The following is a 23,816-nucleotide window of genomic DNA, read 5'->3' as shown; positions in this document are numbered from 1 at the left end:
GGAAGGAGATCCCGCCCGGACGCCTGTGCGCGCCGAGCCCCCCGATCACCCCCCGGATGCGCGGGATCCTAGCCGAACGCGTTCAAGAGCCGGTGCGGTTTCTCGTCTCGCGCCACTCCGCCACCGCCGCCTCCACGTCGAAGAGTGTCAGGTTCAGCGGCGGGCCTGCCGGGGGGCGGGCCAGGGCCTCGGCGATGCGGGTGTTGATCTCGCCGAGGATCCGGCGGACCTGGGACTCGGAGACGGCCGTGCGGGCCGCCTCCGCCGCGTCCTCGGCGGCCTTGCGCAGGGCCAGGGACGGCGGCAGCACCGAGGCGCCCTCGCGGTGCAGCTTCTGCTTGACCCACCACAGCTCGTCGTAGGGCGCGGCCTCGTCCGGGAGCGGCTTGCCGAAGCCGGACAGGCCGGCGAACTCGCCGCGCTCGGCCGCCTCGCGGATCTGCTTGTCGACGAACGACTCGAAACTGACTCCGGGCGGTTTCCGTTCGGTCATACGACCAGACTACGAATCCGGCGGCCGGAACGGCAGGAACGGGCAGGAACGGCAGGAGCCCCGCTCGTGCGCTGACGTGCACGGAGCGGGGCTCCTTGGGTACTGCTCTCGAAGATCGCGATAAGTCGACCCGGTGGCCTTAGGCCGGGGTGACGTTCTCCGCCTGCGGACCCTTCGGGCCCTGGGTGACGTCGAAGGTCACCTGCTGGTTCTCCTCAAGGGAGCGGAAACCAGACGCGTTGATCGCGGAGTAGTGGACGAAGACATCCGGGCCGCCGCCTTCCTGGGCAATGAAGCCGAAGCCCTTTTCAGCGTTGAACCACTTCACGGTTCCGGTAGCCATGAGCCCTCCTATGGGCCAAAGGGTCGCCCTGCTCCAGAACCTGCAAACAAGTCTGAAAACTACAAAAGCCTGCGGGTCACATGCTCCGCAGGCTCTGTACTGCAAGGGAAACCAAACTGCAACTTGCGTTGAGCGTAGCACGCAGAGTGCGCGAAGCGGTAGAGGTAAAGATCACGTCACCCGCATGTTTGATCCGGACGTACGTGCTGACACGTGCCCCGGCGATGTCCACCGTTCGAGACGGGTCTAGCCTCGCGATGTGGACAATGCATCCGATGACCACCAGCGCAGCCGGCCCCGGGTCGGACACATCCAGTTCCTGAACTGCCTCCCCCTCTACTGGGGCCTGGCCCGCACCGGAACGCTCCTCGATCTCGAGCTCACGAAGGACACCCCGGAGAAGCTCAGCGAGCGGCTCGTCCGGGGCGATCTCGACATCGGTCCCATCACCCTCGTCGAATACCTCCGGCACGCCGACGAGCTGGTCGCCCTCCCCGACATCGCCGTCGGCTGCGACGGGCCGGTCATGTCGTGCGTGATCGTCTCCCAGCTGCCGCTGGAGGACCTGGACGGCGCACGGGTGGCGCTCGGCTCCACCTCGCGCACCTCCGTGCGCCTGGCGCAGCTGCTGCTCGCCGAGCGGTACGGCGTGTCGCCCGACTACTACACGTGCCCGCCCGACCTCGGTCTGATGATGCAGGAGGCCGAGGCGGCCGTCCTGATCGGGGACGCGGCACTGCGGGCCTCGCTGCACGACGCGCCCCGGCTCGGGCTGCGGGTCCACGACCTGGGGCTGATGTGGAAGGAGTGGACGGGGCTCCCGTTCGTCTTCGCCGTGTGGGCGGCCCGCAAGGACTTCCTGGCGCGCGAGCCGGAGACCGTCCACGACGTGCACCGGGCCTTCCTGGCCTCGCGCGACCTGTCCCTGGAGGAGGTCGCCAAGGTCGCCGAGCAGGCGGCGCGCTGGGAGGCCTTCGACGCGGAGCTCCTGGAGCGGTACTTCCGCACGCTCGACTTCCGCTTCGGGCCCGAGCAGCTCGCCGGCGTGCGCGAGTTCGCCCGCAGGACCGGTCCGACGACCGGTTTCCCCGCGGACGTACGGGTGGAGCTGCTCGAGGCCCGGCGCCCCTCCTGAGGCGCGGGGCCTCAGGGGGGGCGCGCGCCTCAGAAGGGCCGGGGCCTCAGGAGGGCCGGGGGCCTCGGGAGGCCGCAGGTTCGGGACGGCCGGGGGCAGGCCGGGGTATCAGGAGGAGGGGACGGGCGCCTGGAGCTGCTTGCTGATCCAGGCGATCGAACCCATGTCCATCCCCCGCACATAGCTCTTGGCGTTGTGCCCGCCGTCCGGGATGATCTGCAGCCGCGACTTCACCGGGCCCTTGGTGTACGTCCTGATGAAGGCGTTCAGGCGCGGCGCCATCCAGGTCTCCTTCGTGCCCATCTGGAACGCCAGGTAGACCTGGTTCGCCTTGGTGTCCGGCTTGGCGCCCAGCGCCTTGGCGAGCCGCCCCGGATCGTTCGCCTGCCGCTCCTTCTCGTGTCCCTTCCACAGCGGCGAGTCCGGCACGAGGTCCGGTCCGGAGGCGATGACCGCCTTGAACCGGTCCGGCTTCTGCAGGACGGACTTCAGCCCGACGAAGCCGCCCGACGACGACCCCATGAAGGCCCAGCCGTCCCGCGACTTGAACGTGCGGAAATTCGCCCGGACGAAATCCGGCACGTCCTCGGTCAGCCAGGTGCCCATTCTCGGCTGGCCGGGGATATCACTGCCGTCGTAGTACGCCTTGTCGTTCGGGTTGAGAACAGGCATCGCGACGATGAACGGAAGGCTCTTTCCCTCCTCCGACCACCGGGCGATGCTCGACTGCAGTTTCAGGTCGGTGCCCATCCAGTAATTCGTGGGATAGCCGAGTCCTCCGGGCAGCGCTATGAGGACGGGGAAGCCGCTGTCCGCATACTTCGGATCGAAATACTGTTTCGGGGCCCACACCCACACCTTGCCCGTGAAGCCGGACTTCTCCCCCCGGATCTCGGTGACACCGATCTTCGTGCCGTCCTCGACGGTGTTGGCCGTGGTGAACTCCGCCTTCGGCCCGGTGGGGAAGACGGTCTCGGGCACCGGGGCGCCGGGCTTCTCCTTGTGCTGCTGGACGGCCCGGTGGTTCGTGGGGCGGTCGCTCTTCGGCGTGTCGAAGGAGATCGCCTCGCCCTCGTCCGAGCAGCCGGTCACCACGGCCAGCGTGGTGCCGAGGGCGAGGGCTGCCGCGAGGGCGCGGATCGGACGGCGGCGACGTGTCATGGAGGGTCTCCGGTGCGGTGCTGGTGAGAGGCGGTGCTGGTGAGAGGTGCGGCGCGGTGCCGGTGCGTTTCGGGTGATACGGCGGATTCCGGAGAAGGAGAGGGATCGGGGACCCGATCGGTTGGCTCGGGACCGGGACGAATCCGCGCGGAGGCCCTGGCGTAGGCTGGCTCGGTCCGCTCGTTACGCGCGGAACGCGTACGCACCCCTCCGAAAGGGACACAGCCGGTGACCGAGAAGGCCGAACTCACGTCTCTTGATGTCGCAGCCGTTCTCGACCGCGCCGCCGCGGGTGGGCGGATCACCCCCGAGGAGGCGCTCGACCTGTACCGCTCGGCGCCGCTGCACGCGCTGGGCGCCGCCGCGGACGCCGTGCGCCGCCGCCGGTACGCGGGGACCGAGCACATCGCCACGTACATCATCGAGCGCAACATCAACTACACGAACGTCTGCGTGACGGCGTGCAAGTTCTGCGCCTTCTACGCCCCGCCGAAGGACACCAAGAACGGCTGGACCCGCGACCTCGACGACATCCTGCGCCGCTGCGCGGAGACCGTGGAGCTCGGCGGCACCCAGATCATGTTCCAGGGCGGTCACCACCCGGACTTCGGCGTCGAGTACTACGAGAAGCACTTCGCCGCGATCAAGAAGGCCTTCCCGCAGCTGGTCATCCACTCCCTCGGCGCGTCCGAGGTCGAGCACATGGCCCGCATCTCCGGCGTCTCCGTCGAGGAGGCCATCACCCGCATCCACGAGGCCGGTCTCGACTCCTTCGCCGGCGCGGGCGCCGAGCTGCTCCCGGCGCGGCCGCGCAAGGCCATCGCCCCGCTGAAGGAGAGCGGCGAGCGCTGGCTGGAGATCATGGAGATCGCCCACAACCTCGGGGTGGAGTCCACCTCCACGATGCTGATGGGCACCGGCGAGACCAACGCCGAGCGCATCGAGCACCTGCGGATGATCCGTGACGTGCAGGACCGGACGGGCGGCTTCCGGGCCTTCATCCCCTACACGTACCAGCCGGAGAACAACCACCTGAAGGGCCGCACGCAGGCGACCCTCTTCGAGTACCTGCGCATGATCGCCGTCGCGCGGCTCTTCCTCGACAACGTGGCCCACATCCAGGGCTCCTGGCTCACCACCGGCAAGGAGGTCGGCCAGCTGTCGCTGCACTACGGCGCGGACGACCTGGGTTCGATCATGCTGGAGGAGAACGTGGTCTCCTCGGCGGGCGCCAAGCACCGCTCGAACCGGCTGGAGATCATCGACCTGATCCGCAAGGCCGGCCGCGTGCCGGCCCAGCGCTCCACCACGTACGAGCACCTCGTCGTCCACGACGACCCGGCGAACGACCCGGTCGACGAGCGCGTCGCCTCGCACATCTCGTCGATCGCGATCGAGGGCGGCACGGCCCACCCCGAGCTGAAGCTGCTGAACGCGAACTGAGGCCACGTTGCCGACCCTGCATGCCGCCGACGCGTCGCCGGAGACCGCCGTCCTCGTCGACGGCGCGCGGATCGCGGCCGTCGGCCCGTACGAGGAACTGGCGGCCGCCCACCCGGGCGCCCGGCTGCGCCGCTGGCCCGGCCTCCTGCTGCCGGGGCTCCTCAACCCGTACGGTCCCGAACTGCTGGAGCAGACCTACCACCCGGACCCGCGCGAGGCCGACACGTACGGCACCGAGCCGGTCACGGGGGAGCGCGCCCGGGCCCTGTTCCGCGCCGACCCGGCCCGGCTCGGCGCCAGCGCGCGCCGCGGGGTGCAGCGCCTCCTCGCCCACGGGACGGTCGCCGTCGCCGGCGAGCTCCGCACCCGGGCCGCCCAGGACGCGGTGCGCCGCGCCGGCCTCGCGATCGGCCGGCGGCCCGACGGCCTGCCCGGCCCGCCGTCGCTCTCGCCGGTGCCACTGGTGCTGCTCCCGCCCCTGACGGCGGGCGCACCGGCGCGCTTCGCGGTCTTCGACGTCCCCGACACGGCGGCCCTGGTCCGCCAGGGCGCGCGCACCTGCGTGGCCACCGTGCTCGGCGGCCGGCTGGTCTACCGGGCCCGCTGACGGCGGCGGCGGGGCGGCCCTGCGACAATGCGGGCGTAACGTCATCCGGCACCACGACACGTACGACACGAGTGAGGCGAACGCCAGTGACCCGCGCCACCCTGGAGAAGCAGCCGCACGAAGTCGCCTCCATGTTCGACGACGTGGCGGCGAACTACGACCTCACCAACGACGTCCTGTCCCTCGGCCAGGACCGGCGCTGGCGCAAGGAGGTCGCCAAGGCGGTCGACGCGCGGCCCGCGCAGAAGATCCTCGACCTCGCCGCCGGCACCGCGACCTCCTCGCAGCCGTTCGCCCGCGCCGGGGCCTATGTCGTGCCGTGCGACTTCTCCCTCGGCATGCTCCAGGTCGGCAAGCGGAAGCACCCGTGGATGCCGTTCACCGCGGGCGACGGCATGAACCTGCCCTTCAAGGACGACGTCTTCGACGCCGTCACCATCTCCTTCGGGCTGCGCAACATCCAGGACACCGACCGGGCGCTGCGCGAGCTGCACCGGGTGACGAAGCCCGGCGGCCGGATCGTCATCTGCGAGTTCTCGCACGCCACCTGGGCGCCGTTCCGCACGGTGTACGAGGAGTACCTGATGCGGGCGCTGCCGCCGGTCGCGCGCGCGGTGTCCTCCAACCCCGACGCGTACGTCTACCTCGCCGAGTCCATCCAGTCCTGGCCCGACCAGCCGACCCTCGCCGGGATGCTCCAGAAGGCCGGCTGGTCGCAGGTGGCCTGGCGGAACCTCACGGGCGGGATCGTGGCGCTGCACCGCGGGTTCAAGGCCGAGTAGGGCCTGACCGGCCCCCTACGGCCTGACGTACATGCCGTAGCCGCCGACGCCGGTGTACACGGCGTCGGCCACCTTCCGGTACACCTTGGCGCCGGTGGCGTTGTCGGTGTCCGTCGGCGGGGTACGGGTCTTCCTGCCCGTCACCAGCGTGGTCGAGCCGCCGCCGTCGAGGTTGAGCACGTCGACCAGGCCGAGCTCCCGGGAATCAAGGAGCGCGGCGAAGGCGCGCAGGTAGTCGCCGTCCTCGTTGTCCTGGCCGGTGAGCGTGATCATCAGGGGGTGGCCCTGGAGGTCGACGCCGAGTGCGGTGCGCGAGTCGGTGCAGATCGTGCTCTGGGGGTCGAGCCGGCCGGGCTCCACGCCGGAACGGGTGCAGGAGTTGGGCAGGTCGCCCGAGGGCGGCACCGCGCCGCCGCGCAGCAGCTGGTGGGGGGAGCTGACCACGTCGACGGACTCGTCGAGCGGGATCTCCCGGCCCAGCGTCTTGTCGTGGAGCCTCGTCTCGACGACCGGCCTGCTGCCGACCGGCACGTGGGCGCGCAGCCACGCCGCCCCGGTGCCGATGCCCTGGAGGATCCGGCCGCCGGCGGGGACGGTGCTGCCGCCCCGGTTCTCGTGGACGGCGGTGACCACGCCCTTCGCGTCGAGGACGACCTCGTGGCCCGTGGTGAGGGCGGGGGTGGGCGTGCCGTAGTCGGGGGTGAACACCACGATCTCGTCGGGGTCGGCGTAGACCCGGGGCGTGTCGCTCACCCGGGTGTCCTCGGCGTCCCGCGCGCACTGCGGGATGCGGCCGGGCGTCCGGTTGACGTCGTCGACGCGCACGCTCGCGGTGGGCGAGGCGATGAGCCTCAGCTCGGTGGCGAGCTTGGTGACGTACGGGATGCCGTACTGGATCACCGCCCCGCTGCTGCCCCGCCCGCCGTTCCAGCAACTGGCGGCGTGCAGGACGCCGTCGGTGACGGCGACGCTCGTGTGCACCGCGTTCCCCGCGGCGCCGGACGGCAGCGGCTCGCGCTGGAACAGGCCGCCGTTGACCCCGGCGTGGGGCCGGCGGGCGGCGACGGGCGTCACGGCGGCCAGCTGTTCGAGGACGGTCTCGGCGGCGGCGTCGCTCGTGCCGATGGCGCTCTCCAGGGTCACCGCGCCGGCGCTCGGGTCGATCTCGACGACCTGGAGGACGCGGGCCCGCAGCCGGTTGTCGGGCGCCTTCTCCGTCCAGGTGGTGTGGGTGACGCCGGGCGCGAGGACCACCGGGGTCCCTTGCGTCCAGCCGAGGGCCAGCGGGCTCGACGGCTCCTCGGCGGCGGGTGCCGCGCCGGCGGAGGCGGCGAGGCCCAGGGCGGCGACGGTGGCGGCGAGGGCCGCGAGCATACGGCGGGGGGTCCGGGTCACTGGCATTCCGCCGTTCCGTCGACGAGCTCGTGCGAGCGGAAGGTGCCGGTGAACGGCGCCGGCACGGTCGTGCTGTCGCCGCGCAGGACCACGTACGCCCCGTACACCTTCGCGCCGTCGGTCCAGGTGCCGGTGAAGGTGGGCTCGGGATAGAAGCAGACGTGCTTGCCGGTGCGGTTCCGGACCGACCGGGCCGCGGTGGTGGAGTAGCTGTTGCCGAGGTTCCCGGTGACCGGGTCGGTCGCGGGCACGTGCACGGTCATCGGGCCCCGGCCGCGCTCCTGGGCGAAGGTGCAGATCCGGTCGTCGGGGCAGCGCTCGTAGCCGGTGAAGCAGTGGGCCCGGGAGGGGACCGGCTTGTGGGAGCTGATGGTGTTGACCCAGCGGGCGTCGCCGCCGGCGTAGTCGTCGTCGTTGCCCGGGGAGACGGTCTGGAGCAGGCCGCCGTATCCGGCGTCGACGTAGACGCACGCCCACAGCCTCGTGTTGTTCTTCAGGGACAGCGTCCGGTCGTCCCAGGCCGGGTCGTGGCTCTCCACGTTCTGCCGGTCGGTGAAGTCCCGCCGCTCGCCGCTCCCGGCGGGGCCGCTGTACAGGCACAGGGTGTTCGCCGGGCAGTCCTCGTACGGGACGGGGTCGGCGCCGGCGGGCAGCACGAGGAACGCCGAGCAGAACAGGGCGAGCACCGCCGTGATCAGCGCGCCCCGCCGCCGGAGGGGGCGTCCGTGTCTTCGCATGATCGTCATGCGGCGATCCTCACCCACGGGTGGCCCTCCGGACAGGCCGACACGGCCCCCCATAGACTGCCCCGGTACGTCCGTACCGTCCGTACCACCCTCTACCGCCCTAGTCTTCGGGAGACACCGCCGTGACCGAGCAGCCCCTCTCCGAGCACAGCGCAGATGTGATCGTCGTCGGGGCGGGCCCGGCCGGCTCGACCACCGCGTACTACCTGGCCAAGGCGGGACTCGACGTCCTGCTCCTGGAGAAGACCGCGTTCCCGCGCGAGAAGGTCTGCGGCGACGGGCTCACCCCGCGCGCCACCAAGCAGCTCGTCGCGATGGGCATCGACATCTCCGAGGAGGCCGGCTGGCTGCGCAACAAGGGCCTGCGGATCATCGGCGGCGGGGTGCGGCTCCAGCTCGACTGGCCGGACCTCGCCTCGTACCCGGACTACGGACTGGTCCGCAAGCGGGACGACTTCGACGAGATGCTGGCCCGTCAGGCGCAGAAGGCCGGGGCGCGGCTCTACGAGCGCTGCAACGTCGGCGCCCCGATCGTCGACGACCGCACCGGCCGGATCACAGGCGTCCACGCCAAGCTCGGCGAGGAGAAGCGCGAGGTCACCTTCCACGCCCCGCTGGTCGTCGCCGCCGACGGCAATTCCACCCGGCTGTCGCTCGCGATGGGTCTGCACCGGCGCGAGGACCGGCCGATGGGCGTCGCCGTCCGCACGTACTTCACGACCCCGCGCCACCAGGACGACTACCTGGAGTCCTGGCTGGAGCTGTGGGACCGGCGCGGCCCGCAGGACCGTCTGCTGCCCGGCTACGGCTGGATCTTCGGCATGGGCGACGGCACGTCCAACGTGGGCCTCGGCATCCTCGACTCCTCCTCCGCCTTCCGCGAGCTGGACTGGCGCGAGGTCCTGAAGGCGTGGTGCGCGTCCATGCCGGAGGACTGGGGCTTCACGCCGGAGAACATGACGACCCCGATCCGCGGCGCGGCCCTGCCGATGGCCTTCAACCGCCAGCCGCACTACACCAAGGGCCTGCTGCTCGTCGGCGACGCGGGCGGCCTGGTCAACCCGTTCAACGGCGAGGGCATCGCCTACGCGATGGAGTCCGGCCAGATCGCCGCCGACGTCATCGTGCAGGCCCACGCCCGCTCCACCCCCGCCCAGCGCGAGCTGGCGCTGCGCAACTACCCGCGGATCCTCAAGGACACCTACGGCGGCTACTACACGCTGGGCCGCGCCTTCGTGAAGCTGATCGGCAACCCGAAGGTCATGAAGATCGCGACCCAGCGCGGTCTGTCCCACCCGGTGCTGATGAAGTTCACGCTGAAGATGCTCGCCAACCTGACCGACCCGACGGGCGGCGACGCGATGGACCGGATCATCAACGGTCTGTCGAAGGTGGCGCCGAAGGCGTGAGCGAACGCCGGTAGGCGGTCGGGGAGAGGCCGAGCGCGCGGGTGAAGTGGCGGCGCAGGTTCGCCGCCGTGCCCAGGCCGCTGTGCTCGCCGATGCGTTCCACCGGCAGGTCGGTGGACTCCAGGAGCGCCTGCGCGCGGGCGACCCGCTGTTGCAGCAGCCACTGCAGCGGCGTGGTGCCGTGGGTCTCGCGGACGCGGCGGTGGAAGGTCCGCGGGCTCATCCGGGCCCGCCGGGCCAGGTCGTCGACGGTCAGGGGCTCGTGCAGGTGCTCCAGGGCCCACTGGAGCGCGGGGCCGAGCAGGTCCCGCTCGCCGGGCGGCAGCGGCGTCTCGACGAACTGGGGGCGGTCGCCTTCCCTCGGCGCCGGGACGACCAGGCGCTGGGCGAGGGCGCCCGCGACAAAGGCGCCGAGGTCCTTGCGGACGAGGTGCAGGCACAGGTCCAGGCCGGCGGCGGCGCCCGCGCTGGTGAGCACGGTGTCCTCGTCGGTGTAGAGGACCGAGGCGTCGACGTCGATCCGGGGGTGGCGGGCGGCGAGTTCGGGCGCGTACTCCCGGTGGAGGGTGGCCTTGCGGCCGTCGAGCAGTCCGGCGGCGGCGAGCGCGAAGGCGCCGCTGCACATGGACACCATCCGAGCGCCGCCGTCCGCCGCCGCCCGCAGTGCCTCGACGAGATCGCCGGGCAGGCTCTCGCGGCCCTTGACGACGCCGTCCGGCACCGACGGCACGATGACCGTGTCCGCGTCGGCGAGCCCGTCGAGCCCGTGGGTGCTCTGGGGGCCGGGGCCGGCGACGACGCGCAGCGCGTACCAGGGGTCGGCCAGGTCGGTGTGCGGGATGCCGAAGACCATGGTGGCGACGGACAGTTCGTACAGGTCCCAGGGGGAGATCCCGGGTGTCTCGCCGGGGACGAGGGCGACGGCCACCACTCCTGCGCTCATGGTCACGAGCCTATGGCAGGATCCGTGCGCACGCGGGCGGTTCCGCCGCTGTCGGCGGCCGTCCGCCGCTGGGAGCGTGGGGTGCATGAGCGACAGCACGAAGCAGCACGTCACCGTCATCGGGCTCGGCCGGATGGGCACCGCCCTCGCCGACGCCTTCCTCACCGCGGGCCACCCCACCACCGTCTACAACCGCACCCCGGACAAGGCCGGTCCCCTGGTCGCCCGGGGCGCCCGGAGCGCCGCGAGCGTCGCCGAGGCGGTCGCGGCGAGCGAGCTCGTCGTGGTCTGCGTCCTCGACGACGCGGCCGTCCGCGAACTCCTCGTCCCCGTCGCGGACGCCCTGCGCGGCCGGGTCCTGGTGAACCTCACCTCGGGCTCGCCCGAGCAGGCCCGCGAGCAGGCCGCCTGGGCGGCGGCCCACGGCATCGGATATCTCGACGGCGGCGTCATGACCACGCCGCCCGGCATCGGCGACAGCGCCAACATGATCCTGTACGCGGGCTCGCCCGAGCTGCTGGCCGCGCATCGCGAGACCCTCGCCGTCCTCGGCGACCCGGTCGACCTCGGCACGGACGCGGGCCTCGCCTCGCTGTACGACGCCGGACTGCTCGGCCTGATGTGGTCGGTCTTCGGCGGCTGGCTGCACGCGACGGCGCTCACCGGTGCCGACGGCGTCCCGGCGAAGGAGTTCACCGAGGTCGCCGTCCGCTGGCTGCGGACGGTCGCCTGGTTCATGTCCGGGTACGCGGGGCAGATCGACGCCGGCGCGTACCCGGGGGACGACGCCACGATCGACGTCCAGGTCGCGGCGATCGGCCACCTGCTGCACGCCGGCGAGGCGCGGGGGGTGGACGACCGGCTGCCGCGGCTGCACCTGGAGCTGATGCGGGAGGCGGTGGCGGCCGGACACGGCGGCGACAGCTACGCCCGGATCATCGAGGCGTTCCGCAAGAAGTAGGACGGTAACCGGACAAAGCCGAAGGGCCGTCGCTCCCCCGAGGAGTGACGGCCCTTCGCCTTGTTTCGGTACGGATCAGAGGATCCGGACGGCGCCCGACGGCGTGTCCCAGTCCAGGGAGCGCTCGACGACACCGGTCGACGGGTTCTGCGCGCCGACGTACTTGCCGCCGCCGACGTAGATGGCGACGTGGTACGAGCCGCTGCGGCTGCCCCAGTACAGGATGTCGCCCGGCTGGAGGTTGCTCAGGGAGACCGAGGTGCCCATGCTCGACTGCGAGCTGGAGACGCGGGGCAGGTCGATGCCGGCCTGGCGGTAGGCGGCCTGGACGAGGCCGGAGCAGTCCCAGGAGTTGGGGCCGGTGCCGCCGGAGACGTAGGCGTCGCCGACCTGGGCCCGGGCGAAGGCCACGATGGCGGCGGCGGAGCCGGTGGCGACCTGGGAGCTGCCGCTGTCGGAGCCGCTGTCCGAGGCGCTGTAGGAGGAGGCGGCGGAGAGGGAGGTGCGCTCCGAGGTGCGGGAGGCGCGCTCGCGGGCCTCGGCGCGGGCCTTCTCCGCCTTCTCGGCCTCGGCCTTGCGGTCGGCCTCGGCCTTGGCCTTCTTGGCGTCCTTGGCGGCCTTCTCGAGGGCCGCCTTCTCCTGGGCCGCGAGGCTCTGGTCCAGGGCCTCCTGCTGGCTCGCCTCGGCGGAGGCGGAGACGGCGCTGGCGAGGTCGGCGTCGAGGGAGCCCAGGGTGGGCATCTCGAGGGTCGTCTCGGTCACCGGCTCGGCGTTCGCCGGGGCGGCGGCTCCGGCCACCGCGATGGTGCTGAAGACGCCACCGGCAACTCCGGCCCGGAACGCGAGCTTCGAGGCGCTGCGGCGGGGCTTCCGGTGGCTGGGTATGTGAGCGGTCTGGGACATGAGTACAACCGCTATCAGGGCTTCACGGTTCCCTTCAAGAAACGTGGGTTGCGCCACAGTTACGTCCGGAACCTTCGAATCCGCTTCGCTGGCGCCCTTATTGACGCCGTAACGGGCAAAACGGTCAGGGCTCAATGGGGCCTTGATCATGTGTTTTCAATGAAACGCCCGAATTGCCCGTCGCTTACCACCTCTTCACGTGGATGGCCAAGCCCCGTTCTTCCGGACCCCCGGTGCGTGTGGCGCAGGTCACAGTGAGGTCGCGTCCCGGCTCGTGAACGCGTGCACACGTCCACCGCCGTACGCCGCGACCCCCGACCGGGCGATGGCCGGTTCCCATATCACTCGTGGGCGTTCCACTGCCAATTTGCCTGTAGCCGCCATCTCTTGATAGTGCAACACCCCCTCCGACCAGCGATTTCCGATGCGGATGTCACATTTGGTGATCACCTGGGCGCTTCGCGTGGCAAGATCACCGCTCATCCGACTTCATGATCGTTCGTCAGGTGGTGGAGATCACAAAGTCCTTGCCGTACCCCGTGTCGCAGATCACAGAGGGGCGGGCTTAAGATACGCGGCAGTCGGCTTGTGAACTGCCTCACATGTGGCGATCTTCGGTGACCCGGATGAGGACGACGCGAAGCCGGTGTGCGGTCCAACGGTCAAGGACGACTGGAAGGAGCGAGGAGCGTGAATGCGTACGCGCCCATCCTCGTGCTCGGTGCCCTGGGAGCGGGGTTTGCGATCTTCTCCGTGGTCATGGCCACGCTCATCGGGCCAAAGCGGTACAACAGGGCAAAACTCGAGGCGTACGAGTGCGGCATCGAGCCCACGCCGACGCCGGCCGGAGGCGGTCGCTTTCCGATCAAGTACTACCTGACGGCGATGCTCTTCATCGTCTTCGACATCGAGATCGTCTTCCTCTACCCCTGGGCCGTCAGCTTCGACGCCCTGGGGCTTTTCGGGCTCGTGGAGATGCTGCTCTTCGTGCTCACCGTCTTCGTCGCCTACGCGTACGTGTGGCGGCGCGGCGGCCTGGAATGGGACTGAGGGGCGTTAGGAGCACCCATGGGACTCGAAGAGAAGCTGCCGAGCGGTTTTCTGCTGACGACCGTCGAACAGGCCGCGGGCTGGGTCCGGAAGGCCTCCGTCTTCCCCGCGACCTTCGGCCTCGCCTGCTGCGCCATCGAGATGATGACCACCGGAGCCGGCCGCTACGACCTGGCCCGCTTCGGCATGGAGGTCTTCCGGGGCTCGCCGCGCCAGGCCGACCTGATGATCGTGGCCGGCCGCGTCAGCCAGAAGATGGCGCCCGTCCTGCGGCAGGTCTACGACCAGATGCCGAACCCCAAGTGGGTCATCTCGATGGGCGTCTGCGCCTCTTCAGGCGGAATGTTCAACAATTACGCGATTGTGCAGGGCGTTGATCACATTGTTCCGGTCGACATCTATCTGCCGGGTTGTCCGCCGCGCCCGGAGATGCTGATGGACGCGATTCTCAAGCTCCACCAGAAGATCCAGGGCTCCAAGCTCGGCGTGAACGCCAAGGAGGCGGCCCGCGAGGCGGAGGAGGCGGCGCTGAAGGCGCTGCCGACGATCGAGATGAAGGGGCTGCTGAGGTGAGCGACGTACGCGCGGCCGCCGGGCCGCAGACGACGACGATGTGCGAGCCTCTGCGCCGCGCGGGCGGAGAAGCGAGGGGGTGTGCGCGATGAGCGACGAGACCCCGAACCCCGAGAAGGACCTCAGCGCGCAGAACCTGCCGGGGCAGCGCGGCGAGCACGGTGAGGAGGTCCGCGTCCAGCGCGGCATGTTCGGCGCCGACGACGGCGGCGACACCTCCGGCTACGGCGGCCTGGTCCGCTCCATCCGGCTCCCCGGGCCCGCCACCCGCCCCTACGGCGGCTGGTTCGACGAGGTCGCCGACGAGCTGGAGGGCGCCCTGGAGGAGCAGGGCCTCGTCCCCGAGAACGCGATCGAGAAGACGGTCGTCGACCGGGGCGAGCTCACCTTCCACGTCGAGCGCGAGCACCTCGTCCGGGTCGCCCGCACCCTGCGCGACGACCCCGCCCTGCGCTTCGAGCTGTGTACGGGCGTCTCCGGCGTCCACTACCCGGGCGACAAGGGCCGCGAGCTGCACGCCGTCTACCACCTGCGCTCGCTCACCCACGGTCGCGTGATCCGCCTGGAGGTCTCGGCCCCCGACGCCGACCCGCGCATCCCGTCCCTCGTCCCGGTCTATCCGACCAACGACTGGCACGAGCGCGAGACCTACGACTTCTTCGGCCTCGTCTTCGACGGCCACCCCGCCCTCACCCGGATCATGATGCCGGACGACTGGCAGGGCCACCCGCAGCGCAAGGACTACCCCCTCGGCGGCATCGCCGTCGAGTACAAGGGCGCCCAGATCCCGGCTCCGGACCAGCGGAGGTCGTACTCGTGACCACCCCTTCTGCAAGCGCGCGTGAGACGACCGAAGGCACCGTCTACACGGTCACCGGCGGCGACTGGGACGAGGTCGTCCAGTCCGCCGCCAAGGCCGACGACGAGCGCATCGTCGTCAACATGGGCCCCCAGCACCCGTCCACCCACGGCGTGCTCCGGCTCATCCTGGAGATCGACGGCGAGACCGTCACCGAGGCCCGCTGCGGCATCGGCTACCTCCACACCGGCATCGAGAAGAACCTCGAATACCGGACCTGGACGCAGGGCACCACCTTCGTCACGCGCATGGACTACCTCACCTCGTTCTACAACGAGACGGCGTACTGCCTCGGCGTGGAGAAGCTGCTCGGCATCACCGACCAGGTCCCGGACCGGGCGAGCGTCATCCGGGTGCTCCTGATGGAGCTCAACCGGCTCTCCTCGCACCTGGTCTGCATCGCCACCGGCGGCATGGAGCTCGGTGCCACCACGATCATGATCTACGGCTTCCGGGACCGCGAGATGATCCTGGACCTGTACGAGCTGATCACCGGCCTGCGCATGAACCACGCCTTCATCCGCCCCGGCGGCCTCGCCCAGGACCTCCCGCCCGGCGCCGTCGACGCCGTGCGCGAGTTCGTGAAGACCATGAAGAAGAACCTGCCGGAGTACGACAAGCTCGCCACCGGCAACCCCATCTTCAAGGCCCGCATGCAGGACGTCGGCTACCTCGACCTCACCGGCTGCATGGCGCTCGGCGCCACCGGCCCCATCCTGCGCTCCGCCGGCCTCCCGCACGACCTGCGCAAGACCGACCCGTACTGCGGCTACGAGACCTACGACTTCGAGGTCCCCACCGCCGACAGCTGCGACGCCTACGGCCGCTTCCTCGTCCGCCTGGAGGAGATGCGCCAGTCGCTGCGGATCGTCGAGCAGTGCCTCGACCGCCTGGAGCCCGGACCGGTCATGGTCGGCGACAAGAAGATCGCCTGGCCCGCCCAGCTCGCCCTCGGCCCCGACGGCCTCGGCAACTCCCTCGACCACATCAAGAAGATCATGGGCACCTCCATGGAGGCCCTGATCCACCACTTCAAGCTGGTCACGGAGGGCTTCCGGGTCCCCGCCGGACAGGCCTACGCGGCCGTCGAGTCCCCCAAGGGCGAGCTCGGCGTCCACGTCGTCTCCGACGGCGGCACCCGCCCCTACCGGGTCCACTTCCGCGACCCGTCCTTCACCAACCTCCAGGCCATGGCGGCGATGTGCGAGGGCGGCCAGGTCGCCGACGTCATCGTCGCCGTCGCCTCCATCGACCCCGTGATGGGAGGTGTCGACCGATGACCGACATCCAGCTGGGGATGCCGCAGCTGCCGGCCCCCGACTACCCGGCCGAGGTCCGCGCCCGCCTCGAACAGGACGCCCGCGCGATCATCGACCGCTACCCGGGGTCCCGCTCCGCGCTCCTGCCGATGCTGCACCTCGTGCAGTCGGAGGAAGGGCACGTCACCCGCACCGGCATGCAGTTCTGCGCCGACATGCTCGGCCTGACCACCGCCGAGGTGACCGCCGTCGCCACCTTCTACACCATGTACCGCCGCCGGCCCTCCGGCGACTACCAGGTCGGCGTCTGCACCAACACGCTGTGCGCGGTCATGGGCGGCGACGCCATCTTCGAGGAGCTCAAGGAACACCTCGGCGTCGCCAACGAGGGCACCACCGAGGACGGCAAGATCACCCTCGAACACATCGAGTGCAACGCGGCCTGCGACTTCGCACCCGTCGTGATGGTCAACTGGGAGTTCTTCGACAACCAGACGCCCGAGTCCGCCAAGCGGATCGTCGACGACCTGCGGGCCGGCCGCCCCGTCGCACCCACCCGCGGCGCGCCGCTGTGCACCTTCAAGGAGACCGCCCGCATCCTGGCGGGCTTCCCCGACGAGCGCGAGGGGGCCGTCGAGGCCACCGGAGGGGCCGGCCCGGCCTCGCTCGTCGGGCTGCGGCTGGCCAAGGGCGAGACCCCGCACCACAAGATCGTCCACCCGCGCGGCGAATCGGCCAGTGGGGAGGGGGAGTGATGACCTTGGCAGCCGAGATCAACAACAGCAGCCCCGAGAAGCTGCTCGCACCCGTACTGTCGGCGTTCTGGGACCAGCCGGACTCCTGGACCCTGGAGACCTACCGGCGCCACGAGGGCTACGAGGGCCTGCGCAAGGCCCTCGCGATGTCGCCCGACGAGCTCATCGCGTACGTCAAGGACTCCGGTCTGCGCGGCCGCGGCGGCGCCGGCTTCCCCACCGGAATGAAGTGGCAGTTCATCCCGCAGGGCGACGGCAAGCCGCACTACCTCGTCGTCAACGCCGACGAGTCCGAGCCCGGCACCTGCAAGGACATCCCCCTCCTCTTCGCCAACCCGCACTCGCTCATCGAGGGCATCGTGATCGCCTGCTACGCGATCCGCTCCAGCCACGCCTTCATCTATCTGCGCGGCGAGGTCGTCCCCGTCCTGCGCCGCCTGCACCACGCGGTGAAGGAGGCCTACGACGCCGGATACCTCGGCCGCGACATCCTCGGCAGCGGGCTCGACGTCGAACTCACCGTGCACGCCGGCGCCGGCGCGTACATCTGCGGCGAGGAGACCGCCCTGCTCGACTCGCTCGAAGGACGGCGCGGCCAGCCCCGGCTGCGTCCCCCCTTCCCCGCGGTCGCCGGTCTGTACGCCTGCCCCACCGTCGTGAACAACGTCGAGTCCATCGCCTCGGTTCCCGCGATCCTCAACCGCGGCAAGGACTGGTTCAAGTCGATGGGCAGCGAGAAGTCCCCCGGCTTCACGCTCTACTCGCTCAGCGGCCACGTCGCCTCGCCCGGCCAGTACGAGGCCCCGCTCGGCATCACCCTGCGCCAGCTCCTCGACATGAGCGGCGGGATGCGGCCCGGCCACCGGCTCAAGTTCTGGACCCCCGGCGGCTCCTCCACCCCGATGTTCACCGACGAACACCTCGACGTCCCGCTCGACTACGAGGGCGTCGGCGCCGCCGGGTCCATGCTCGGCACCAAGGCGCTCCAGTGCTTCGACGAGACCACCTGCGTCGTGCGCGCCGTCACCCGCTGGACCGAGTTCTACGCCCACGAGTCCTGCGGCAAGTGCACGCCCTGCCGCGAGGGCACCTACTGGCTCGTCCAGCTGCTCCGCGACATCGAGGCCGGCAAGGGCGTCATGAGCGACCTCGACAAGCTGAACGACATCGCCGACAACATCAACGGCAAGTCCTTCTGCGCCCTCGGCGACGGCGCCGCCTCGCCGATCTTCTCCTCGCTGAAGTACTTCCGCGACGAGTACGAGCAGCACATCACGGGCAAGGGCTGCCCCTTCGACCCCGCCAAGTCGACGGCCTGGGCGGACAAGCACCGGGAGGTGAACGCATGACCGTCACCACGTCGACCCCGTCCGGCGGCGGCAGCCCGGCGGTTCCGCCGGAGGACCTCGTCACGCTGACCATCGACGGCATCGAGGTCTCCGTCCCCAAGGGGACCCTGGTGATCCGGGCCGCCGAACAGCTCGGCATCGAGATCCCCCGCTTCTGCGACCACCCGCTCCTCGACCCCGCCGGCGCCTGCCGCCAGTGCATCGTCGAGGTCGAGGGCCAGCGCAAGCCGATGGCGTCGTGCACCATCACCTGCACCGACGGCATGGTGGTCAAGTCGCAGCTGACCAGCCCCGTCGCCGAGAAGGCCCAGCACGGCGTGATGGAGCTGCTGCTCATCAACCACCCGCTGGACTGCCCGGTCTGCGACAAGGGCGGCGAGTGCCCGCTGCAGAACCAGGCGATGTCCCACGGGCAGGCCGAGTCCCGCTTCGAGGGGAAGAAGCGGACGTACGAGAAGCCGGTCGCGATCTCCCCGCAGGTGCTGCTCGACCGCGAGCGCTGCGTGCTGTGCGCGCGCTGCACCCGGTTCTCCAACCAGGTCGCCGGCGACCCGATGATCGAACTGATCGAGCGCGGCGCGCTCCAGCAGGTCGGCACCGGCGAGGGCGACCCCTTCGAGTCGTACTTCTCCGGCAACACCATCCAGATCTGCCCGGTCGGCGCGCTCACCTCAGCCGCCTACCGCTTCCGCTCCCGCCCCTTCGACCTGGTGTCCTCGCCGAGCGTCTGCGAGCACTGCGCGGGCGGCTGCGCCACCCGCACCGACCACCGGCGCGGCAAGGTCATGCGGCGGCTCGCCGCCGAGGACCCCGAGGTCAACGAGGAGTGGATCTGCGACAAGGGGCGGTTCGCGTTCCGGTACGCGCAACAGCGCGACCGGCTCACCACCCCGCTGGTCCGCAACGAGCTCGGCGTCCTCGAACCCGCCTCCTGGCCCGAGGCGCTCGAAGCAGCGGCCCGCGGCCTGGTGCGCGGGCGCACCGGTGTCCTGGCCGGCGGCCGGCTGACCGTCGAGGACTCCTACGCGTACGCCAAGTTCGCCCGGGTCGCCCTCGACACCAACGACGTCGACTTCCGGGCCCGCGTCCACTCCGGCGAGGAGGCCGACTTCCTCGCCTCCGTCGTCGCAGGACGCGGCCGCGACCTGGACGGCAGCGGCGTCACGTACACCTCCCTGGAGGCGGCGCCCGCCGTGCTCCTCGTCGGCCTGGAGTCCGAGGAGGAGGCCCCCGGCGTCTTCCTGCGGCTGCGCAAGGCCTGGCGGAAGAAGGGCCAGAAGACGTACGCGGTCGCCGCCTACGCCACCCGCGGCCTGGAGAAGGCGGGCGGCACCCTGCTCGCCGCCGCGCCCGGCACCGAGAGCGAGTGGCTGGACGCCCTCACCTCCCGCGTCGGCCTCTCCGAGGACGGGCTGGCCGCCGCCGAGGCGCTGCGCCAGGAAGGCGCGGTCATCGTCGTCGGCGAGCGGCTCGCCGGGGTGCCGGGCGCGCTGTCCGCCGCCGTGCGGGCCGCGACCGCCACCGGCGCGAAGCTGGTGTGGATCCCGCGCAGGGCCGGTGAGCGCGGCGCCGTCGAGGCGGGCGCCATTCCGGCGCTGCTGCCCGGCGGGCGGCCCGCGACCGACCCGCGCGCCCGCGAGGAGGTCGCCGCCGTCTGGGGCGTGCGGGAACTCCCGCACGGCTACGGCCGCGACACCGGCCAGATCGTCGAGGCTGCCGCGATCGGCGAGCTCGCCGCGCTGCTCGTCGGCGGCGTCGACGTCGACGACCTGCCGGACCCGGCACGCGCGCGTGAGGCACTCGACCGGGCCTTCGTCGTCTCCCTGGAGCTGCGCCCCGGCGCGGTCACCGAGCGGGCCGACGTGGTCCTGCCGGTCGCCGCGGTCGCCGAGAAGCCCGGCACCTTCCTCAACTGGGAGGGCAGGGCGCGGATGTTCGAGGCCGCGCTCAAGCCGGAGCAGATGACCCGGCCGCTCGCCCCGACCGACGCCCGGGTCCTGCACATGCTGGCCGACGCCCTGGACGCCCACCTGGCGCTGCCCGACCTGCGGTCGGTGCGGCGCGAGCTGGACCGGCTCGGCGGCTGGACCGGCGAGCGGGCCTCCGAGCCGACCGAGCCCGCCCAGGCCGCGGCCCGCCCGGCCGAGGGCGAGGCGGTCCTCGCCGGCCACCGGCTGCTGCTCGACCTGGGCCGCCTCCAGGAGGGCGACGAGGCCCTGGCCGGCACCCGGCACGCCGCCGTGGCCCGCCTGTCGCCCGCCACCGCCGCCGCCACCGGCGTCAAGGACGGCGACGTCCTCGCCGTCACCGGCCCGGCCGGCAGCACCGAACTCCCGCTCGCCGTCACCGAGATGCCCGACCGGGTGGTCTGGCTCCCGCTGAACTCCACGGGCCACGGCGTCCTCGCCGACACCGGCGCCCGCCCCGGCGACCTGGTCCGCATCGGCCCGGCGACCTCGAAGGAGGTGCAGGCGTGAACACGCTGCTCGCCGCGGAAGACCTCTCCATGTTCGGCACGGACCCCTGGTGGCTCGTCGCGATCAAGGCGGTCTTCTGCTTCGCGTTCCTGATGGTGACCGTGCTCTTCTCCATCGTGTGGGAGCGCAAGGTCGTCGCCTGGATGCAGCTGCGCATCGGCCCCAACCGGCACGGCCCCTGGGGCATGCTCCAGTCGCTCGCCGACGGCATCAAGCTGATGCTGAAGGAGGACGTGATCGTCCGCCGGGCCGACAAGGTGGTCTACGTCCTGGCCCCGATCGTCGCCGCCATCCCCGCCTTCATGGCGATCGCGGTGATCCCGTTCGGCCCGGCCGGCAACGAGGTGTCGATCTTCGGGCACCGCACCGCGATGCAGCTGACCGACCTGCCGATCGCGATGCTGTACGTCCTCGCGGTCGCCTCCGTCGGCATCTACGGCATCGTCCTCGCCGGCTGGTCCTCCGGCTCCACCTACCCGCTGCTCGGCGGACTGCGGTCCTGCGCGCAGATGATCTCGTACGAGATCGCGATGGGCGCCGCGTTCGCCTCCGTCTTCCTCTACTCCGGGTCGATGTCGACGTCGGCGATCGTGGAGGCGCAGGCCGACCGCTGGTACATCGTGCTGCTGCCGGTCTCCTTCATCATCTACGTCGTCACCATGGTGGGCGAGACCAACCGCGCCCCCTTCGACATGCCGGAGTCCGAGGGCGACCTGGTCGGCGGCTTCAACACCGAGTACTCGTCCATCAAGTTCGCGATGTTCATGCTCGCCGAGTACGTGAACATGGTGACCGTCTCGGCCGTGTCCGTGACCCTGTTCCTGGGCGGCTGGCGGGCCCCGTGGCCGATCAGCACCTTCTGGGAGGGCGCCAACCACGGCTGGTGGCCGATGCTTTGGTTCGTCCTCAAGGTCCAGCTGCTGCTGTTCTTCTTCATCTGGCTGCGCGGCACCCTGCCCCGCGTCCGCTACGACCAGCTGATGAAGCTCGGCTGGAAGGTCCTCATCCCGGTCTCGGTGGTCTGGCTGATGCTGGTCGCCACCGTCCGGGCACTGCGCAACGAGAACTACGACTTCCAGACGATCGTGCTGTACGTCGCCGGGGCGGTCCTCGCGGTGCTGCTGCTCTCCTTCGTCGCCGACGTCTTCCGCGACCGCAAGGCGAAGGGGGCCGAGCCGGTGCCCGAGGAGACCGGCGCGTTCGACCCGATGGCCGGCGGCTTCCCCGTACCGCCCAAGCCCGGACAGTCCCTGCCGCCCGTACCGCGGCGACGGCCCCGCCACGAGCGGGAGCTGATTGTCAGTGGTGGCCCCGATACTGCTACTGCGAGTGATGGAAAGGAGACGGACGGTGTCTGATTTCCAGAATCCGGTGGCCGGCTTCGGCGTGACCTTCAAGGCCATGTTCAAGAAGCGGCTGACCGAGCAGTACCCGGAGCAGCAGAAGACGACGGCGCCCCGCTTCCACGGCCGGCACCAGCTCAACCGTCACCCCGACGGTCTGGAGAAGTGCGTCGGCTGCGAGCTGTGCGCCTGGGCCTGCCCCGCCGACGCCATCTACGTGGAGGGCGCCGACAACACCGACGAGGAGCGCTACTCCCCGGGCGAGCGGTACGGGCGGGTCTACCAGATCAACTACGCCCGCTGCATCCTGTGCGGACTGTGCATCGAGGCGTGCCCCACGCGCGCGCTCACGATGACCAACGAGTTCGAGCTGGCCGACTCCTCCCGCGAGAACCTGATCTACACCAAGGAGCAGCTGCTCGCGGGCCTCGACGAGAACATGGTCGACACCCCGCACGCCATCTACCCCGGCATGGACGAGCAGGACTACTACCGGGGCCTGGTCACCGAGGCCGCGCCCGGCACCGTCCGGCAGACCGCCGTCTCCAAGGGCGAGGTGGTGCAGGAGGGCGAGTCCACCTTCGGCGAGGCCGAACCGGCGTCGGGGAAGGTGGTCGGCCGATGAGCGCGCTCGCCGCCTCCCTCACCTCCACCGGCGAGGCCGTCCAGTTCTGGGTCCTCGGCACCGTCGCCGTCGTCGGCGCGCTGTGCACGATCCTCATGAGGAAGGCCGTCCACTCGGCGCTCTGCCTCGCCGGCACCATGATCGTCCTGGCGGTGTTCTACCTCGCCAACGGCGCCTACTTCCTCGGCGTCGTCCAGATCGTCGTCTACACCGGCGCGATCATGATGCTCTTCCTCTTCGTGGTCATGCTGGTCGGCGTCACCGCCGCCGACTCGCTGAAGGAGACCATCAAGGGGCAGCGCTGGTGGGCCGCGGCCTGCGGCCTCGGCTTCGGCGTCCTGCTCGTCGCCGGCATCGGCCAGGCCGCGCTGACCGAGTTCAACGGCCTGGGCGCGGCCAACACCGCCCACGGCGGGAACGTGGAGGGCATCGCCGCCCTCCTCTTCACCAAGTACGTCCTCGCCTTCGAGATCACCGGCGCCCTGCTGATCACCGCCGCCGTCGGCGCCATGGTCCTCACCCACCGCGAGCGCACCGAACGCGCCCGCACCCAGCGCGAGCTGTCCGAGCAGCGTGTAAGGGAAGGCAAGCACCTGCCGCCGCTCCCGGCGCCCGGCGTCTACGCCCGGCACAACGCGGTGGACATCGCCGGTCTGCTGCCCGACGGCACCCCATCCGAGCTCACCGTCATCTCCACCCTCCGCAAGCGCGGCCAGGTCCGCGACGTGTCCACGGAGGCGCTCGCCGACCTCAAGGCCCTGGAGCAGCGCGCAGAGGAGCGCCTCGGCCGGGACCGGGAGGACGTCCGCGACATCCGGGACAAGGTCCGGGACTCGGCCCAGGGCGCGACTGGGGACTCGGCTCGCGACTCGGCTCGGGACGAAGAGGAGGCCACCCGGTGAATCCCGTCAACTACCTGTATCTCGCCGCCCTGCTGTTCACCATCGGCGCGGCCGGGGTGCTGATCCGGCGGAACGCGATCGTGGTCTTCATGTGCGTCGAGCTGATGCTCAACGCCTGCAACCTCGCGTTCGTCGCCTTCTCCCGCATGCACGGCAACCTCGACGGCCAGATCATCGCCTTCTTCACGATGGTCGTGGCCGCCGCGGAGGTCGTCGTGGGACTCGCGATCATCGTGTCCGTCTTCCGTGCCCGTCACTCGGCCTCGGTCGACGACGCCAGCCTGATGAAGCTGTGAGGGGCTG

24 protein-coding genes are annotated in these 23,816 nt (G+C 70.9%); 17 read left to right on the top strand and 7 right to left on the bottom strand.

Features of this window, described 5'->3' with window-relative positions:
• Nucleotides 1–82: 82 nt before the first annotated feature.
• Nucleotides 83–493: a DUF1992 domain-containing protein gene (locus tag ABTZ91_RS00765; protein ID WP_352074920.1), complete on the bottom strand. Its 411-nt coding sequence runs from the start codon at nucleotides 491–493 to the stop codon at nucleotides 83–85.
• 139 nt (nucleotides 494–632) lie between these two features.
• Nucleotides 633–836 (bottom strand): cold-shock protein, encoded by a 204-nt coding sequence (locus tag ABTZ91_RS00760; RefSeq protein WP_345486399.1) that lies wholly within the window; start codon nucleotides 834–836, stop codon nucleotides 633–635.
• 259 nt (nucleotides 837–1,095) lie between these two features.
• Here ABTZ91_RS00760 and ABTZ91_RS00755 point away from each other — a divergent pair, with 259 nt between their 5' ends.
• On the top strand, nucleotides 1,096–1,971 hold the full coding sequence (locus ABTZ91_RS00755) for a menaquinone biosynthesis protein (RefSeq protein WP_352074919.1): 876 nt from the start codon (nucleotides 1,096–1,098) through the stop codon (nucleotides 1,969–1,971).
• A 108-nt stretch (nucleotides 1,972–2,079) separates the two neighbouring features.
• Here ABTZ91_RS00755 and ABTZ91_RS00750 read toward each other — a convergent pair whose 3' ends face one another.
• Nucleotides 2,080–3,132 carry an alpha/beta hydrolase-fold protein gene (locus ABTZ91_RS00750; protein WP_352074918.1) on the bottom strand — a complete coding sequence of 351 codons (1,053 nt, stop codon included), beginning with the start codon at nucleotides 3,130–3,132 and terminating at the stop codon, nucleotides 2,080–2,082.
• 228 nt (nucleotides 3,133–3,360) lie between these two features.
• Here ABTZ91_RS00750 and mqnC point away from each other — a divergent pair, with 228 nt between their 5' ends.
• The 3 genes from mqnC to ABTZ91_RS00735 all read left to right on the top strand — a co-directional run bounded on the left by mqnC (nucleotide 3,361) and on the right by ABTZ91_RS00735 (nucleotide 5,964).
• The gene (gene mqnC / locus ABTZ91_RS00745; protein ID WP_352074917.1) at nucleotides 3,361–4,575 is read left to right on the top strand and encodes a cyclic dehypoxanthinyl futalosine synthase; all 1,215 of its coding nucleotides are present in this window, start codon (nucleotides 3,361–3,363) and stop codon (nucleotides 4,573–4,575) included.
• 7 nt (nucleotides 4,576–4,582) lie between these two features.
• Nucleotides 4,583–5,182 (top strand): imidazolonepropionase-like domain-containing protein, encoded by a 600-nt coding sequence (locus ABTZ91_RS00740; protein WP_352074916.1) that lies wholly within the window; start codon nucleotides 4,583–4,585, stop codon nucleotides 5,180–5,182.
• An 86-nt stretch (nucleotides 5,183–5,268) separates the two neighbouring features.
• On the top strand, nucleotides 5,269–5,964 hold the full coding sequence (locus tag ABTZ91_RS00735; protein ID WP_352074915.1) for a demethylmenaquinone methyltransferase: 696 nt from the start codon (nucleotides 5,269–5,271) through the stop codon (nucleotides 5,962–5,964).
• A gap of 15 nt (nucleotides 5,965–5,979) precedes the next feature.
• Here the strand turns inward: ABTZ91_RS00735 and ABTZ91_RS00730 are convergent, their stop codons facing one another.
• Nucleotides 5,980–7,359, bottom strand: a complete 1,380-nt coding sequence (locus ABTZ91_RS00730; RefSeq protein WP_352074914.1) for a phosphodiester glycosidase family protein — start codon at nucleotides 7,357–7,359, stop codon at nucleotides 5,980–5,982.
• Complete coding sequence (locus ABTZ91_RS00725; protein ID WP_352074913.1) at nucleotides 7,356–8,105, bottom strand: peptidase inhibitor family I36 protein; 750 nt, start codon at nucleotides 8,103–8,105, stop codon at nucleotides 7,356–7,358. Before ABTZ91_RS00725 ends, ABTZ91_RS00730 begins: the two co-directional genes overlap by 4 nt.
• A 122-nt stretch (nucleotides 8,106–8,227) precedes the next feature.
• On the opposite strand from ABTZ91_RS00725, the gene ABTZ91_RS00720 reads away from it, so the two are divergent.
• On the top strand, nucleotides 8,228–9,514 hold the full coding sequence (locus ABTZ91_RS00720; RefSeq protein ID WP_352074912.1) for a geranylgeranyl reductase family protein: 1,287 nt from the start codon (nucleotides 8,228–8,230) through the stop codon (nucleotides 9,512–9,514).
• On the opposite strand, the gene ABTZ91_RS00715 is transcribed toward ABTZ91_RS00720, so the two are convergent.
• Nucleotides 9,480–10,457, bottom strand: a complete 978-nt coding sequence (locus ABTZ91_RS00715; protein WP_352074911.1) for a helix-turn-helix domain-containing protein — start codon at nucleotides 10,455–10,457, stop codon at nucleotides 9,480–9,482. The genes ABTZ91_RS00720 and ABTZ91_RS00715 overlap by 35 nt on opposite strands.
• An 85-nt stretch (nucleotides 10,458–10,542) precedes the next feature.
• Between ABTZ91_RS00715 and ABTZ91_RS00710 the strand changes: the two genes are divergently transcribed.
• Complete coding sequence (locus ABTZ91_RS00710; RefSeq protein ID WP_352074910.1) at nucleotides 10,543–11,418, top strand: NAD(P)-binding domain-containing protein; 876 nt, start codon at nucleotides 10,543–10,545, stop codon at nucleotides 11,416–11,418.
• Nucleotides 11,419–11,493: 75 nt separating this feature from the next.
• Here ABTZ91_RS00710 and ABTZ91_RS00705 read toward each other — a convergent pair whose 3' ends face one another.
• Nucleotides 11,494–12,321, bottom strand: coding sequence for a C40 family peptidase (locus tag ABTZ91_RS00705; protein WP_352074909.1), 828 nt, complete (start codon nucleotides 12,319–12,321; stop codon nucleotides 11,494–11,496).
• Between the two features lie 690 nt (nucleotides 12,322–13,011).
• Here ABTZ91_RS00705 and ABTZ91_RS00700 point away from each other — a divergent pair.
• From ABTZ91_RS00700 to nuoK, 11 genes are all read left to right on the top strand, one after another.
• Nucleotides 13,012–13,371 (top strand): NADH-quinone oxidoreductase subunit A, encoded by a 360-nt coding sequence (locus ABTZ91_RS00700; protein ID WP_003956195.1) that lies wholly within the window; start codon nucleotides 13,012–13,014, stop codon nucleotides 13,369–13,371.
• 18 nt (nucleotides 13,372–13,389) lie between these two features.
• Nucleotides 13,390–13,944: an NADH-quinone oxidoreductase subunit B family protein gene (locus ABTZ91_RS00695; protein ID WP_265863904.1), complete on the top strand. Its 555-nt coding sequence runs from the start codon at nucleotides 13,390–13,392 to the stop codon at nucleotides 13,942–13,944.
• An 88-nt stretch (nucleotides 13,945–14,032) separates the two neighbouring features.
• Nucleotides 14,033–14,764, top strand: a complete 732-nt coding sequence (locus ABTZ91_RS00690; RefSeq protein WP_352074908.1) for an NADH-quinone oxidoreductase subunit C — start codon at nucleotides 14,033–14,035, stop codon at nucleotides 14,762–14,764.
• Nucleotides 14,761–16,083, top strand: coding sequence for an NADH-quinone oxidoreductase subunit D (locus tag ABTZ91_RS00685; protein ID WP_352074907.1), 1,323 nt, complete (start codon nucleotides 14,761–14,763; stop codon nucleotides 16,081–16,083). The genes ABTZ91_RS00690 and ABTZ91_RS00685 overlap by 4 nt, the downstream gene beginning before the upstream one ends.
• Nucleotides 16,080–16,817, top strand: a complete 738-nt coding sequence (gene nuoE, locus ABTZ91_RS00680; protein WP_352074906.1) for an NADH-quinone oxidoreductase subunit NuoE — start codon at nucleotides 16,080–16,082, stop codon at nucleotides 16,815–16,817. Before ABTZ91_RS00685 ends, nuoE begins: the two co-directional genes overlap by 4 nt.
• On the top strand, nucleotides 16,817–18,166 hold the full coding sequence (gene nuoF, locus ABTZ91_RS00675) for an NADH-quinone oxidoreductase subunit NuoF (RefSeq protein ID WP_352074905.1): 1,350 nt from the start codon (nucleotides 16,817–16,819) through the stop codon (nucleotides 18,164–18,166). The genes nuoE and nuoF overlap by 1 nt, the downstream gene beginning before the upstream one ends.
• Nucleotides 18,163–20,643, top strand: coding sequence for an NADH-quinone oxidoreductase subunit G (locus ABTZ91_RS00670; RefSeq protein ID WP_352074904.1), 2,481 nt, complete (start codon nucleotides 18,163–18,165; stop codon nucleotides 20,641–20,643). The genes nuoF and ABTZ91_RS00670 overlap by 4 nt, the downstream gene beginning before the upstream one ends.
• A 29-nt stretch (nucleotides 20,644–20,672) precedes the next feature.
• Entirely contained in the window at nucleotides 20,673–22,001 is a 1,329-nt protein-coding gene (gene nuoH / locus ABTZ91_RS00665; RefSeq protein WP_352075267.1) for an NADH-quinone oxidoreductase subunit NuoH, read from the top strand.
• Nucleotides 21,994–22,611 carry an NADH-quinone oxidoreductase subunit NuoI gene (gene nuoI, locus ABTZ91_RS00660; protein ID WP_352074903.1) on the top strand — a complete coding sequence of 206 codons (618 nt, stop codon included), beginning with the start codon at nucleotides 21,994–21,996 and terminating at the stop codon, nucleotides 22,609–22,611. Before nuoH ends, nuoI begins: the two co-directional genes overlap by 8 nt.
• On the top strand, nucleotides 22,608–23,513 hold the full coding sequence (locus ABTZ91_RS00655; protein ID WP_352074902.1) for an NADH-quinone oxidoreductase subunit J: 906 nt from the start codon (nucleotides 22,608–22,610) through the stop codon (nucleotides 23,511–23,513). The genes nuoI and ABTZ91_RS00655 overlap by 4 nt, the downstream gene beginning before the upstream one ends.
• On the top strand, nucleotides 23,510–23,809 hold the full coding sequence (nuoK, locus tag ABTZ91_RS00650) for an NADH-quinone oxidoreductase subunit NuoK (RefSeq protein ID WP_030214504.1): 300 nt from the start codon (nucleotides 23,510–23,512) through the stop codon (nucleotides 23,807–23,809). The genes ABTZ91_RS00655 and nuoK overlap by 4 nt, the downstream gene beginning before the upstream one ends.
• Nucleotides 23,810–23,816 lie beyond the last annotated feature (7 nt).

Origin of the sequence: Streptomyces sp. NPDC126499 (assembly GCF_040302485.1) — a bacterium.
Classification (GTDB): Bacteria; Actinomycetota; Actinomycetes; order Streptomycetales; family Streptomycetaceae; genus Streptomyces.
Note: the sequence above shows the minus strand (reverse complement) of the source record. Positions and strands in the feature narration are given on the sequence as shown.